Origin of the sequence: Pseudomonas sp. R43(2017), from assembly GCF_002112345.1 — a bacterium.
In the GTDB taxonomy this organism is placed as follows: Bacteria; Pseudomonadota; Gammaproteobacteria; order Pseudomonadales; family Pseudomonadaceae; genus Aquipseudomonas; species Aquipseudomonas kribbensis.
The window spans coordinates 20,444-35,949 of sequence record NZ_NEHJ01000001.1; the positions used below are offsets into that span (position 1 = coordinate 20,444).

A 15,506-nucleotide genomic window follows, 5' to 3' on the forward strand; every position below is an offset into this window, starting at 1 on the left:
GCAATCAAAAAGGATCTCGTAGTGATGCTCGCTCGCCCATCCCGTCGTCGTACCAACGTTCTGTCCTCCAAGCGTGAAACCGGGGAGCCGTCGCTGTGGCTGCTCAAGCCGTTGGCGCACGCGGTGGCGTTGTGTCTGGTGGCGGGCAGTGCGCAGGCGCAGACAGCGTTCAGTTCGGGCTGGTTTGCCGCCAAAGGAGCGGCGCAGCAGGCCGCAGCAGCGCGCCCGAGCGTGGGTGGCTTGCCGGGCATGACGCCGCCGCTGGCCCAGCAGCAAAAGGCCAATGCGCAGTTACAGCGTTCGATTCAGACCCTGAACAACACGGTCGCTGCGATTGCCGCTCAACAGGCGGCGCAGGCGGCCGGACGCGCCGCTGCGTTGGGCACGGTGCAGTTCGTGCCGGACGGCCTGGGCGAGGGTGGTTTGAAGGTCGACAACAGCCTGACCCAGGGCTGGCAGAACGCGAAGGGCCCGCAGCAGAACCAGGTCGATGGCAAAACCACGGTGACGATTGAGCAGACCGCTGACAAGGCAATCCTCAACTGGGAAACCTTCAACGTCGGTCGCAACACCACGGTCGATTTCGCCCAGCAGTCGAACTGGGCGGTGCTCAACCGGGTCAACGATCCGAACGCCCGGGCCAGCCAGATACAAGGCCAGATCAAGGGCAACGGCACGGTGATGCTGATCAACCGCAACGGCATCGTGTTCAGCGGCAGCAGTCAGGTCAACGTGCGCAACCTGGTGGCCGCTGCCGCCAACATCACCGACATCCAGTTCCGTGATCGTGGCTTGTATTTCGACAGCACCGGCACTCAGCCGACCTTCACCGATGCCGCTGGCAAAGTGTTGGTGGAGCGTGGTGCGTCGATTGAAACCCACAAACCGGCGGCTTCCACCGATGCCGGTGGCTATGCGCTGCTGCTCGGCAACGAAGTGCAGAACGACGGCAGCATCAACACTGCCAAGGGCCAGACCGTACTGGCGGCCGGTGACCGTTTCTACATCCGCAAGGGCTCGGGCACCGAAGGCAATGCGCTGTCGACCACATTCGGCAGCGAAGTCATTCCGGGCTTCAAGGCCGGTGCCGTTACGGGCAAAGTCACTAACAACGGACTGATCCAGTCGTCTACCGGCGACATCACAATGGCTGGGCACGAGGTCGTGCAAAACGGCGTATTGCTCGCCAGCACATCAGTGGCGACGCGGGGCACGATTCACCTCTCCAACCCGAGCACCGATACCAACGGCAGTGTGACGCTGGGGCAGGGCAGTGCCACGGCGATCATGCTCGACAGCAGCGACATGACCGCCCTCGACAGTCAGCATCAGGCCGCGCTGACGGGCGTCACGGCCAACAACCGGATCCGTGGCGACCAGTCGCGCATCGAGATCCAGAGCGGCGGCAGTGTCGAGTTCCAGAGCGGCTCGATCACCCTGGCCACCGGCGGTCAGGTCGCGGTCAGCGCACAGCGCCGCAGTCTGGTCCGTGACGGTGCGATGATTGATGTGTCTGGTGCCATCGGCGTCAAAGTGGCGATGGAAAACAACAGCATCAAGATCAACGTGCAGGGCAACGAGCAGCGTGATGCGTCGGTCAACCGCGAGAAAGGCGCGCTCAACAGCAACGATATCTGGGTCGATGTACGCGAGCTGGTGTATGTGCCGGCTGGCACCAACGGCTACGCCACTGATCGCTGGTACACCGCCGGTGGCCTGTTGGAAGTCGGTGGTTATCTCGGCACCCAGGGGCACAGCGTCGGCGAGTGGATGGCCCAGGGCGGTACGGTGAGTTTTGCCGGTAACGACGTTGTGACTGAAAAGGGTTCGCTGATCAACCTGTCCGGCGGCACCCTGGATGTGCAGAGCGGGCAGATTCGCCAGAGCTGGCTGCGCGGCGCCGATGGTCGCTTGTATGAAGTCTCCCGCGCACCGGGGGATCTGCTCTATACCGGGCTGTACAAAGGTTATGAAGACAACAGCGAACGCTGGGGCCAGACCAGTTATTTCTACAACCCGCTGATTGCCCCGCGTTCACGTTTCGAGTCGGGTTACACCGTGGGCCGCGATGCCGGGCAACTGGTGATTTCCACAGCCAACGCCGTGCTCGACGGGCAGATGATCGGCGATGTGTACCAGGGCGAGCGGCAGAATCAGGCGCCGAAACCGGTGCTCGACGGCTATCAGCAGAGTCAGACCGCACTGGCCCGGCGTGCGCAGTTGATCGTCGGCAGTTACGACCCGACCTTTGTCGCGGCGTCGAATGGTCTGCTCTACACCCTCAATCCATTGCTCGATCAGGTGCAGATCGGTGGCACGCGCCCGGTTGCCGGCAATGATCTGGACCTCGCCGGCGCGGTGTCCGATGCCCGCAAGGGCAAGCTGTATATCGATAACGATCAGCTCAACGGATTCCGCCTCGGTGCACTCAAGGTATCTGCCAAGGATCAGATCGCCGTTGACGGTGCGCTCACGGTCGATAACGGTGGCGATATCTCCCTGTACGCCCCGGATGTGCAGGTCGGCGCCGACCTGACCGCTCGTGGCGGCAGTCTGCGTCTGGGCAACGTACTCAACCAGTTCAATGGCGGTACAAGCACCGACACTCGCCTGGCGGCCAAAGCCGGCAAAACGACGCAAACACGCGTCGCCGAGGGCGTGCTTCTCGATACCCGAGGTTTGTGGAGCAACCTGCGCACCAACCCGGACGATAACGCCAGCCTCGCGTATCTGAACGGTGGCCTGATATCGATCCGCAGCAGCGGTGATATCGACGTCGCTGCCGGCAGCCTGCTCGACGTTTCTTCCGGTGGCGCTGTGCTCGCAAACGGCAAGACCCGGGGGGGCAAGGGCGGTGATCTGACGCTGGAGTCGAGCGCTATTTCCACACCGGAAAAATCGCACCTGAACCTCGAGGGCGAACTGCGCGGTTACGGCGTCACGGGCGGTGGCACCCTGACAGTGCAGGCCAACAAAATACTGGTCGGGCAAACGGATAAAACCCTGGCAGACAACACCCTGCAACTGTCCACCGACCTGTTCAACAAAGGGTTCTCCACCTACAACCTGATCGGTCTCAGCGGGCTCGACGTTGCCGAAGGCACCACAATTGACGTGAACATGCCGGTGTATCGTTTCGGTGATGCGGCACCCAACCAGGTCAGTGGCGTCGATCCGCGAACGGCGCTGGAGCTGTGGACACCGACGCTGTTCCAGGAAAACCCGACCAAGGGCGTGCTGACCCAACGCGCCGGTGCCAGCCTGACACTGCAAGGTGGCGCGACGCTGGTCGGGCTGATAGACGCGGCCAAAAGCCCTCTGACCCTGGGCCGTGGCTCGCGCATCAGTGTTGACCCAGGGCAGAGCATCAAGCTGCGCGGTGCCGGGCAGATCACCGTCGACGGCGAACTGAATGCCTGGGGCGGCACGATCGATATTCGTCAGCAACAATTCGGCTCGATCCAGCCGGCCACCTCCATTCAAACGGCGGATCCGAACGCCCATGACCGCTCGATATGGATCGGCGAACAGGCGGTGCTGGATGTCGCCGCGCGTGCCAATACGGCGACCGACACCCTGGGCCGCACTTACGGGCACGTCGGCAAGGGCGGCAGCATCATCATCGGCGGCGAGATCGATTCGAAACTGGCAACCGCCACGGCCGCCGATGCCTACGTGATTGTGCGTCCGGGCGCGCGGCTGGATGCCTCGGGCACCGAGGCCGTTTTGGATATCGCCGGTCAAGGCCCGACCCGTATCGCAACGGACGGTGGGCGCATCAGTTTGAGCTCTTACAACGGTCTTTTCGTTGAAGGCAACTTGCGTGCGGCAGCGGGTGGCGTCGGGGCGGCCGGTGGTCGTCTGGAACTGGCGCTGGAGACGCCGTTGTATTCCGATTCGGCGAGCAACGCGGTGCGGTCGCCGCGGGAAATGATCATTGGCCAAGCGGCAGGAAACGGGCTGCTGCCCGCGAATCTGCAACCCGGCGAAGGCGCCGATGGCTTGCGTTACGGTCAAACCCGTTTGAGTGCCGATAGCTTGATGACGGGCGGGTTCGACAATCTCAGCCTGCTGAGCAACGGCCTGTTGTCGTTTGACGGTGACGTCAATCTGCGCATGAATCAGAGCCTCAGTCTGTTCGCCGGAGCGCTGTCTCTCGCCGAGAATTCCAAAGGTACGGCGCGGGTTGATTTGAGTGCTCCATACCTGCGTCTGTCGGGTGTGGGCACCTACTTTGCCGGCTTCAGCATGATGCGCCCACGGTTGCTCCCTGGCCCGACGGCCCGATTGTCCGACGCGACGTTCAATGCCTCCGCGAACCTCTTGGACCTGGGCAATGGCCTGTCCTTCGGGACTCAGGGTTCGATCCTGCAACGGCAGGCGCCGGCCGTTGAATACAGCCGTCGGGCTTTTGGTCTGGTGAGCCTCGACAGCAGCGGCGACCTGCGTTTCCTCGCGCCGAACGATGGCGCTGTGGGCACCCGTTTGTGGACGCCAGGCGACTTGAATCTAGGGGCGGCGCAGATCTATCCCGCCACCGGTATTCAGGCCGAGGTGCGCGTCGGTTATCAGGGCGGGGTTCCGGCTTCTCAACACACCTTGCGGATCAGCGGCCACGGAGCTGCACCGGCTGCAGTACCGTACTCGGCATTCGGGAAACTGATTTTTTCCGCCGCGTACATCGAGCAGGGCGGTGTCTTGCGTGCACCGCTGGGCAAGATCGTATTGGGTGACGATCTGCTCAGCACTACTCGCGAGGTTCATCTCTTGCCGGGCAGTCTGACCTCGGTCAGCGGCGCCGGTCTGGTCATGCCGTACGGCGGCACCACGGACGGTATCGACTATCGCTACAACGGCAAATCCGTGGTGCTCGACGGCATCACCGGCGAAACTTCAGGCGTGTCGATCGGCACGCAATTCGCCGATGTGCAAAGCGGCGCGGTCATCGACCTGTCCGGCGGCGGGGATCTGCGCGGCGCCGGCTTCGTGTCCGGTCGTGGTGGCTCCACCGATGCGCGCTTCAACCCGCTGGTGCGCAATGCGCCCGACGGGACTTTCAGCCTGCCGGGGCTGGCGAGCAACCCGGTCTATGCCATCGTGCCCGGCAACCAGAGCAGCTATGCGCCGATGCTGGCCGAAGCCGGTGCGGTCGATCCGCGTATCGGCCAGCAGATCACCATTGGTGCCGGCGTTCCGGGGTTGGTAGCGGGCACTTACACATTGTTGCCGTCAACGTTTGCCTTGATGCCCGGTGCGTTCCGGGTTGAAGTAAACGGTCAGGCGACCCCCGGCGTGACAACCGGGGCACTGCCACTGCGCAATGGTTCATGGACCAGCAGCGGGCAGATGTCGATTGCCAATACCGGCCTGCGTGACAGCCTTGCCAGTCAGGTAATTCTCACGTCTGCCGATGTGTTGCGTCGTTACTCGCAGTACAACGAAACCGGTTTTACCCAGTTCATCCAGAGCGACGCCGCCCGGCGCGGTGTGCCGCGCGCGCTGACACCGATGGACGGCAAGATACTGGATCTGCGCCTGGCCCCCGGCGGCAAGCAAGACATCGCTTTGCAATTTAACGGGCGCACATTGTTCGAGGCTGCCGAGGGTGGCATGACCGGCACGGCGGTGGTACGTGGCGGCAATGCCGGTGGCAGCTTCGAGATACTGGGCGCGGGCCGTGCACCGACACCTGGTTTCAACGGTGTGTCGCTGTACGCCGACACGCTCAACAGTCTCAACGCGGGGCGGCTGACCATCGGTGCGATGCCGAATGTTTTGTACAACACTACCGCCAACGTCATCGGGTTCCTGGGCACCAGTGAAAATATTGTCTTGCGTGAAGGGGCGATTCTGTCTGCGCCGCAGGTTTTGCTGCGCACCACGTCAACGCTTGGCGGCATCACGGTCGAGGCGGGGGGCGGGATCAATACGCTGGGGCGTGGCAACGTGGCCTACGACTCAATGGCCGGTTTTGTTTATGAGCCGAAAGCCTCCAGCGTGTTGCTCGTTTCCAACGGTTGGACCCAGGTACTCGCGCCGGAACTGGCCAGTGGCATCGCCGGAGCGGGCAGTATCCGGATCGGCACTTGCGCAACGAGTATGTGCAGTAATCCGGCCCTGCTGTATTCGAACGGCAGTATCACTGCTGCCACGGATAACCAGTTCGAACTCGGTGAAGCGGTGCGTTTCGGCACCCGTCATCTGGCACTGTCTGTCGGCTCGGTCAATGCCGGCAGCGCCGAGGCACTGGCGGCGGCAGGCAGCCGCGTGCCCGCCGGTCTAACGCTGAACCAGAACGTACTCGATCGCTTGCTGCGCGGTGATACGCAGTTTGGCGCGCCGGCTCTGGAAACCCTGAGCCTGACCACTCGCGACGCCTTCAATTTCTTCGGCAGCGTCAGCCTCGACACGATCGATCCACAGACCGGCCAGAGCAAATTGCAGAACCTGTTGCTGGTCACTCCGGCGATCTACGGTCTTGGCAACGCCAGCGACGTGGCGAGTATCCGTACCGCCAACCTGATCTGGAACGGCGCTACCCAGAACCCTGGCGCAGTCATCACGGGCGGCGCGGGCACCGGCAGTGGCACGCTGGACATTCAGGCCCAGCGTATCGAGCTGGGTTATGGCCCGATGCCTCAGGCCAGCGGACTGGATCAGAACAATCGCCTGGCGCTGGGTTTCGCCAACGTCAACCTGAGCGCCAGCGACCGCATCACCGCCAATCACAAGGGCAGCCTGGCGGTGTATCAGGAGCAGGGCGCTTACGATCCGGTCAAGGGTTACAGCTACAGCGGCGGCAATCTGAATCTGCGTACGCCGTTGCTCACTGGCGAGGCAGCATCCGTCAGCCTGCTCAAGGCCGGCAACAGCCTGACGCTCAGTGGCGCCGGGGCTGTTGGAGTGGCCAATGCCCTGGGTGCGGAGTTGAACCTTGAAGCCCGCGATGTCGTGCTCGACAGCCGTATCGCACTGGCCAGCGGCAAGCTGACGGTGAAGTCCGAAGGCGATCTGACCCTGGGCAGCGGAGCCGCTCTGGATATGGCCGGGCGTACCTTGCCGTTCAACGATGTCAGCAAGTACAGCTGGGGCGGCGACGTGTCGCTGTACAGCGCCAACGGCAATATCCGTCAGGCTGTGGGCTCGCGGATCGATCTGTCGGCGAAGAACAATCAGGCCGGTAACCTCAGCGTCGTCGCTCTGGCCGATGCGGCCGGGATGGTCGACCTGCAAGGCGAGATTGTCGGCGGCAGCAGCGGTTACTACGACGCCGGGGGCACGCTGGTGCCGTACAAGGCCGGTGGCGTGGACATCCGCGCGCAACGCCTGGGCGGTGACGCCACCGAGCAGTTCGCCGCGCTCAACCAGCGCTTGAATACCGGACAGGTCTACGGCAGCCGCAGCCTGCAACTCAAACAAGGCAACCTGGTGATTGGCGACGGTCTCAAGGCTGGCGAAATCAATGTGTCGGTGGACCATGGCAGCCTGACGGTTGCCGGTCTGATCGACGCCAGCGGCGAGCGTGTCGGCAGCATTCGTCTGTCGGCGAAAAACGGTCTGACTCTGGCGGGCAACAGTGTGCTCGATGCCCATGGCCGCGTGCTGCGGGTCGACAGCTACGGCAAGATCATCGATGCGCCGAACCGTGCCACGGTCGAACTCGGTTCCGGCGATGGTTTGCTCACGCTGGGAAGCGGCGCGCGCATCGACCTGCGCCACGGCACCGATGCCGTGCCCGGTTTCCTCGCCGGGCAACACGATGGAATGCTGCGCGGCACGCTGGAGCTGAACGCGCCACGTCTGGGCAGCAATGACATCGCCATCGACGCCAGCGGTGTGCTGACCATTCAGGGCGCACGCTCTATCGGGCTCAATGGCATGCGCCGCTACACCGATGCCCGCGATGGTGTCGATCAGGCGATCAGTGGTCGGCCGTATCAAGTGATTGATCAGGCCATGCTTGAACGCATTCACGGTGACAGCAAAGACTTTATCAACGCTGCTTTGGGCAACGGTGATCTGTTGCAACGCAAACTCGCCGGACTGAATAACGCCACCTACGCCGATGCATTCCATCTGCGGCCGGGCGTGGAAATCGCCAGCAAGACTGCCGACGGTGATCTGGTGGTGGAGGGCGATCTGGACCTTTCGGGTTATCGCTACGCCAGTCTCAATCCGCACACGCGACTGAACCCGTTGGTGTACGGGTCAGGGGAGGCCGGCAGCCTGGTGATTCGTGCCGGTGGCAACCTCGACATTTACGGCAGCATCAACGACGGCTTCGCGCCGCCATCGGAAACCAAGGATGATGCCGGCTGGAAACTGATTGCCGGTGTGCAGCCGTTCGGTGGCGATCTGATCGTGCCGGGCAGTGGGGTGACGCTGGCCGAGGGCACGCAGTTTCCGGTGGGCGCGACGCTCAATTACGACGTGACGATTCAAGGCGCGCGACTGGCCAGTGGCACGTTGCTGCCGACCCAGGCGGTACTGGGCGAGGCGTACACGTTCAGTGCCGGCACTGTGCTGGCGGGGGCTATCCATGATGCCAGCGGAAATCTGTTGTATGCGGCGGGAACGTTGCTCGGCGAAAGTGTGACGTTGCCGGCGAACACTCGCCTGGGGGCCGGTATCCGCCTGAACAAGGCCACGAGCCTGCTGGCCATGACCTGGCCCAAGGGCGTGCCGCTGCCAGGGGTTTTCGACCTCGATCTTTTAACGGTTTCCGGTGTGAAACTGAGCAGCTCGCTGGCCTTGCTGCGTGGCTCGCTGATTCCTTCGATGACTGATGTAAAACTTGCCGACGGCACTTCGCTGATCGAACTGCGTCCGTTCAGCGGCACGCAGCAAGGCAAGAACTGGGCGTTGGCCAGTATGTTGCCTTCGGGCAGTGCGTCGTGGTCGATGCGCGTGGTGGCGGGTGCCGATCTTGAGGCGGCGGGCAGCCGTGCCGTGAAGCCTGTCACCACCGATGGCAATCTGCGGCTGGCGGACACTCATTACGGTGTCACGCTTACTCAGGCAACGGGGATACTCGTGTGGGCACCGGACAATCCGTATGACCTTCCGGGGTATTACCCTGTGCCCGATGACCAATTGGAAATCTGTGCGCAGGTGGAAGGACTCTGTGTGCCGATGGCACGCTGGGTCTGGGCGCCGGGCAGTGGTCAAGGACCTGACTACGAACCCGTCCCCGAGGAGTATCAGATCCTTTGCGAGATCTATCCGGAGTTCTGCATCGGCAATAATCCCGGCACAACCGCCAAGGCCCACAGCCAGATGTTCAGTGTGCTGCGCACCGGTACTGGCGATCTTGATCTGATGGCTGCCGGCAACCTGAGCATGGATTCACCGTTTGGCGTGTATACCGCCGGCACTCAATCAGCGAACGTCGATCCGCGGTATAACCAGAAACGCGGACATCTCTCGGACAGTAATTCGGTGCTGGGCACTGCCGGTGCCGATTATGAAAAATGGGTCAACGGCGGCACCGACAGTCTTTACCAGGCCTGGTATCCGCAGATGGGCGGCAATCTGACGATCAACGCGGGCGGGTCTGTTTCGGGCGATTCGGTAGGGCAGAAAACTCGATCGACTTCAGGTGGAACCCGGGAGCAGATCGCAAGCGTCGCGGTGGGCAACTGGCTGTGGCGCCAAGGCACGGGCAACCCGGATATGCCCACGGCCTGGTGGATCAACTTCGGCAGCTATGCCACCCAATTGATGCCAGACACGAACACCAATACCGAACCGTACCTGGTCGGGTTCACCGGTTTTGGCACTTTGGGCGGCGGTAATATCAGCCTGCGGGCCGGTGGTGATGCCGGCATGCTCAAGCCGTTGGGGGATGCCGTGAACAATCCTCGAAGCCAAGGTCTGATCGTCGCAGTCGGCAGCACCGGTCGAGTCGCCAGCGATGGCAGCGTGCAGATGACCGGTGGTGGTGACATGGATATTCGAATCGGCGGTACGTTCAACCCGTCGCTACAAGCGCGGGCAGGAGAAACCGGCATCGGCAAACCGGTCCATGATCTGCAAGGTGCGCTGATCAACCTGCGCGGTGCGGCCCAAATGACGGGTGGAGCACTGGGTGGCATCAACCTGAGGTACGGCGCCAGCACCGTGGTCAATGATCTGCGGGAAACCCGGGCACTTGATCCATTTACCTCGACCACCGGTAGTGCTTCCGGAGGCGTGGTGCTGATTCCGGGAGACTCGGGCATGAGCCTGAGCAGCCGTGGGGATCTGGTATTGGGTGGTGCAGCGGATCCTGGGCGAGTGAGTCTGATGAACGCCAGCCCGATCATGGCCGCCAACGGTAGCGTTCAGCAGGGCGGTACTCTGAGCGGCTTCTCATTGTGGACCGACCACACTGCAATCGATCTGTTCTCGGCTGGCGGGAACCTGACGCCGGGCACGCAGATATCCGAGTTCAATACCTCCAACGGCTTGATCACGGGACGCAATACCTCGCCTACCGATGGCCGGTTTGTCTATCCATCGATACTACGCGCGGTGGCGGGGCAGGGGTCCATCTATGCAGGGCCGTCCGCGACGTTCACTGGCGTAGACAACTACCCGCTGCAAGGTTACTCGCTGCTCCTGGCACCGTCGAAGTCGGGACAGCTTGAACTGTTGGCAGGTGACTCCATCTACGCGGGTGGCTATGCGATCAACCAGTCGGGTGCCAGCCCGATGGCCATTACCACACCGTTCAACCCGGCGTTCAACACCTATGCCAACAGCAACGCCAGTAAACCGCTACGCACCAACTACAGCGAGGATGGCGTGGCACCCCAGGGCAACATGCGATATCCGCTCTTTGCCTTTGGTCCCAACAGCTATTCGGGTTTGAACGACGTACAGGGGCCGGCGCGATTCTACGCACTGACGGGGGACCTGGTGGGCGTTCGCAGTGGTGAAACGTTGAGCTTTTCCACTTCCAAGCGCACCTGGTACGAAGCGGCCGGTCCTGTGTGGATGATCGCCGGTCGTGACATCGTCGCCTCCGGCACCACCCTGGGGCAGCCTACGGCAGTACCGAGTTCGGAAATAAGCAACGGCAAGGATGATATTTCTTCCACCGGCAACCTGTTTGTCCATAACGATCCACGAGACATCTCTCGCGTTTCTGCCGGCCGCGACATTCTCTACAGCAGCTTCGACATCGCCGGGCCCGGCGTCCTCGATATCAATGCCGGGCGCAACATCCTGATGGAGAACCGCGCCAGCATTACCAGCCTCGGCTCGCTGGTGGCAAGCGATAAACAACCGGGCGCCAGCGTGGTGTTGCAGGCCGGTGTGGGCGCGCAAGGGCCGGATTATTCGCGGTTCATTACCCGATATCTGAACCCGCAGAACCTCGCCGACCCGAATGCGTCGCTCAACGGGCAGCCAGGCAAAGTGGTCAAGACTTACCTCGACGAATTGCAGAGCTGGCTGACCCTCGGCTACGGCTTCAGCGGCAACGCAGAACAGGCGCAAGCCTTCTTCGCTGCGTTGCCAAGTGCCGAGCAGGCGATCTTCGCCCGTCAGGTGTACTTCGCCGAATTGCGTGCCGGTGGCCTGGAATACAACGACGCCGATGGCCCGCGCAAAGGCAGTTACCTGCGCGGTCGCAACGCCATCGCTTCGTTGTTCCCGACCACCGATGTGGCCGGCAACCCGGTCCGTTATGACGGCGATATCACGATGTACGGTGGAGCAGGGGTCAAGACCCTGTTCGGCGGCGATATCCAGATGCTCACGCCGGGCGGCGGTCAGGTGTTCGGCATCGAAGGCGCGGCGCCGCCATCCACGGCGGGGATCATCACCCAGGGTTCGGGCAATATTCAGCTCTACTCCGAGGGCAGCATTCTGCTGGGGCAGAGCCGGATCATGACGACGTTTGGTGGCTCGATTCTCGGCTGGTCCGCCACGGGTGACATCAACGCCGGTCGCGGCTCGAAAACCACCGTGGTCTACACGCCGCCGAAACGCGTGTACGACACCTGGGGCAACGTGACCCTGTCGCCATCGGTGCCGAGCACCGGCGCCGGTATCGCCACGCTCAACCCGATTGCCGAAGTGGCCCCGGGGGATATCGACCTGATCGCGCCGCTGGGCACCATCGATGCGGGGGAGGCGGGGATTCGCGTCTCGGGCAACGTCAACATCGCCGCGCTGACGGTGGTCAACGCCGCCAACATCTCGGTGCAGGGCAAGGCGACCGGCGTGCCGGTGGTTTCGGCGGTCAATACCGGGGCGATCACCTCGGCCAGTTCCGCAGCGTCATCGGCGACTCAGGCGGCGGAAGACGTCGCCCGCCAGCAACAAGCCGCGTCACGGCAGAACCAGGCCTCGGTGTTCACCGTGCAGGTGCTGAGTTTCGGCAACGAGCAACTGGCCCCGACCCGCGACGGTGCCAGCCGTGCACCGACGCCGGGCTACAACCCCAACAGCCCGGTGCAGGTGCTGGGCGCCGGGGTGCTGGATGAACAGGCGAAACAGCAGCTGACCGAGGAGGAGCGGGGGCAGCTGACGTTGTAAAGAACTCTCGTGTAGTACGCTTCGGGCGGCCTTTTGGCCGCCCTTTTTTTAGGTTGATGAGGTTCGTGGGTATTGTCGTCGGGTGTGGACTAACGTCAGTATTTTGATGCGCCCGTTCACTCGATAGACCAGCAGATAGTTCGGATTGACCACCATTTCCCGAGTGCCTGGCACTCGACCGGACCGGTAACCATAAGGAATTGATGAAAGCCTTTGCGTTGCTGCACCAACCTTGTGCTGCAGAGCCGTTGAAGCGTTTGAGTTGTATTGTTCAACGTAATCGATAATGTCAGCCAGATCGTCCAGAGCTTGTTCGCTCCATTCAAGCGGCAGCGCGTCGATTCTTGCGTCTCTCTTCTAATAGTTGGTCGAGCCGCATCATGGCTTCTTCATGGGGAATGCCCGGATTAGGATCATCCAGTGCCTCCTGCACCTTGGCACGAAACCAGCGATCGTAGCTCTCTGCCTCTTCTTCGGAGTCGAAGTCAGAGTAAAACGGGGAATGCAATATGCTCATAGTGATCTCCGTGATCAATTTCAGCAGTCTAAGGGGGGAAGGGCCCATTGTCGTCACTGGCAGACGATGCACCCCATGAGCCCTTGAGGAACCATGAGGTAACGGAGCCCAGTATCTGCAAGTCCCCCCTTTGAAATCTGCCGGACGTTTCCCTCGGTTGTCCGGCAATCTCGACCGCCGTTGTAGGCCTATTCCACCCCAGCGTTTTTCAGGTCTTCGGGCTACAAATTCGCGCGTGCTTTCCTACAAATACGCTCAGAACGCATACGGAATACTCACCTTCGCCCACAACATGTCCCCCTCCGGCCGGTTCTCCACGTCGAACTCCCTGGCCCAGCGGATCTCCGCGCTGGCGTACTTGAGGAAGGTGAAGTGCAGCGCCGGGCCGATGGCGAACACCTGGCCGCGCACGCCGTCGTCAACGTCCTGGCCGGCGAACTGCACGGTGTGGCCGAACTGTTTGTCGTCGGTGGTCTGCTTGAGGTAATAGCCATTGACGCCGAGCATCAGGTCGTCGGTGATCTTGTAGCTGGCCGAGTAATCGAAGTGGAAGATCTGCCCGGACTTGTAGTCGGTGTCCTTGTTCTTCTCGTTGAAGCTGTAGGTGGTCTTCATCGAGACTTCGGTCTTGTCCGTCGGCAGCCAGGTGAAGGAGAACAGCGGCTTGTAGGTGTAGAAATTGTTGCTGGTGTTGGCCAGCCGATCGACGCTGTATTCGCCGGTGGGCACGGTGATTTCCACCGCAGCGCCGAGCGTCAGGTTCTTGCCCATGTCCCACAGGATGATCGGGGCGATGGTGGTATCGCCCATGCCTTCGCGGGTGTCGCTCTGGCCGAATACCGAGACTTCCTGCTTCAGCCAGGGCTGGGCGATGTAACCGGCCAGGCGTCCACCGAACACCCGTACCGGGCTCAGGTAATCAATGCGCGGGATGACGGCGGTGGATTCGATCTCGACGTTCGGTACCTTGCCGCCGAACGAGCTGATATTGAGCTTGGTCGCCTTGTAATGGTTGTAGTAGAGGTTGAAGGCGACCATGTTCTCGGGAAGGCTGTCGACCTCCAGCGGCAGCATGAAGAAGCCGTCGGTGCCGGGGCCGATGTTGTCGACGCCGGCTTCGGTGGCCAGCGCCGGCAGGGTGGTGGCGCAGCCGAGCAGGCTCAGCGCCAGTCGCACAGGGAATGTCGCGCGGTTCGGGGTCATGTCCGTCCTCATTATTATTGTGTTTGGGCGCACCGCCGGCGCGCAGGACGCCCGGCCACTATAGAAATAAGCCCTTGGCGCACGCCGGGGCAGGGTATTGGCGGACACGGAAGGGGGCTTCTGCGGACACTTCATCAACCCTGTGCTAACTTCCTTCGACATAACCGGTAACAAAAATAACAATTCAGCGTGATCCGGAATGTCAGCCCCCATGAACGCAAAACTCCAAGACCCCACCTTCGATCTGGCGCTGGTGTCGCCATTTCTGCTGCAGACCCTGGCCGAAGTCGCCGCCAACAAGGGCATCGAGCCGCAAAGCCTGTGCCGTGGCCTGGGCTTTGACGTCGAGGATCTGCAGGACCCGTCGCAGCGGATTTCCTATCGCCAGGCCGTGGCCATGATCCAGCGGGCGCTCAAGGCCTTGCCCAATCAGGGGCTGGGGCTGTGGGTCGGCGCGCAGAACGTGCTCGGCACGCTGGGCCTGCTCGGGCATGTGCTGTCGCTGTGCAAGAACCTGCGCGATGCGTTCGAGCTGGGCATTCGCCATCAACACACGTCAGGCGGGATCGTGGTGATCAGCGTGGATGTGGTGGGCGAGCAGGTGTACGTCGACGTGGAGTGCCGTTTGCCGTTCGCTGAGGTGCAGATATTCGCCGTCGAAGAGTTTTACGCCAGCCTGCTGGTCTACGGCCGGGCGCTGGTGGGCGAGACGTTCAAGCCGATTGCCGTGGAGTTCGTTCACGCCGCGCCGGATTACGTCGATGAATACCGGCGGTTGCTGGGGCCGGACGTGCGCTTCGGCTGCCTGCACAACCGCATGCTGATCGACGTGCAATGGCTGGATGTGAACCTGCCCAACCACCATTCGCTGGCGTTGCGTCAGGCAGTCAAGTTGCTGGAGCTGGAAGCCGCGCAGGTGCATCAGAAGCTCGATCTGATCCAGGCCGTGGAGCGCGCCATTGCCCGGGACCTGAGCCGGGGCAGTCACATCGAAAAGATTGCCGGCGACCTGAACATGAGCAGCCGCACTTTGCGCCGGCGTCTGACCGAGCACTCACTGACTTTCGAGGCGCTGCTGGAGCAAGTGCGGCAGGCGCGAACCATGAGTCTTCTGGCCAATCCCGACATGCCGATCGAGCGCATCACCGAGGAAGTCGGCTACAGCGATGTGCGCAGTTTTCGTCGGGCGTTCAAGCGCTGGACCGGTAAAAGCCCGAGTGCGTGGCGCAACGAGTGCGTCATCTGATCCCCCACAAACCCT

General features: G+C 62.1%; 5 protein-coding genes. 2 read left to right on the plus strand and 3 right to left on the minus strand.

What is annotated here, in order from left to right; genetic code table 11:
* The first annotated feature begins 24 nt into the window (after positions 1 to 24).
* Complete coding sequence (locus tag CAG02_RS00110; RefSeq protein WP_085710149.1) at positions 25 to 12,525, plus strand: filamentous hemagglutinin family protein; 12,501 nt, start codon at positions 25 to 27, stop codon at positions 12,523 to 12,525.
* 48 nt (positions 12,526 to 12,573) lie between these two features.
* Here CAG02_RS00110 and CAG02_RS00115 read toward each other — a convergent pair whose 3' ends face one another.
* The 3 genes from CAG02_RS00115 to CAG02_RS00125 form a co-directional block, all read right to left on the minus strand.
* Positions 12,574 to 12,867 (minus strand): type II toxin-antitoxin system RelE/ParE family toxin, encoded by a 294-nt coding sequence (locus tag CAG02_RS00115; RefSeq protein WP_346428897.1) that lies wholly within the window; start codon positions 12,865 to 12,867, stop codon positions 12,574 to 12,576.
* Positions 12,848 to 13,042 carry a stability determinant gene (locus CAG02_RS00120; RefSeq protein WP_085710147.1) on the minus strand — a complete coding sequence of 65 codons (195 nt, stop codon included), beginning with the start codon at positions 13,040 to 13,042 and terminating at the stop codon, positions 12,848 to 12,850. Before CAG02_RS00120 ends, CAG02_RS00115 begins: the two co-directional genes overlap by 20 nt.
* Before the next feature lie 255 nt (positions 13,043 to 13,297).
* The gene (locus CAG02_RS00125; protein WP_085710146.1) at positions 13,298 to 14,245 is read right to left on the minus strand and encodes a transporter; all 948 of its coding nucleotides are present in this window, start codon (positions 14,243 to 14,245) and stop codon (positions 13,298 to 13,300) included.
* A gap of 211 nt (positions 14,246 to 14,456) precedes the next feature.
* On the opposite strand from CAG02_RS00125, the gene CAG02_RS00130 reads away from it, so the two are divergent.
* On the plus strand, positions 14,457 to 15,491 hold the full coding sequence (locus CAG02_RS00130) for an AraC family transcriptional regulator (RefSeq protein WP_085710145.1): 1,035 nt from the start codon (positions 14,457 to 14,459) through the stop codon (positions 15,489 to 15,491).
* Positions 15,492 to 15,506: the final 15 nt, after the last annotated feature.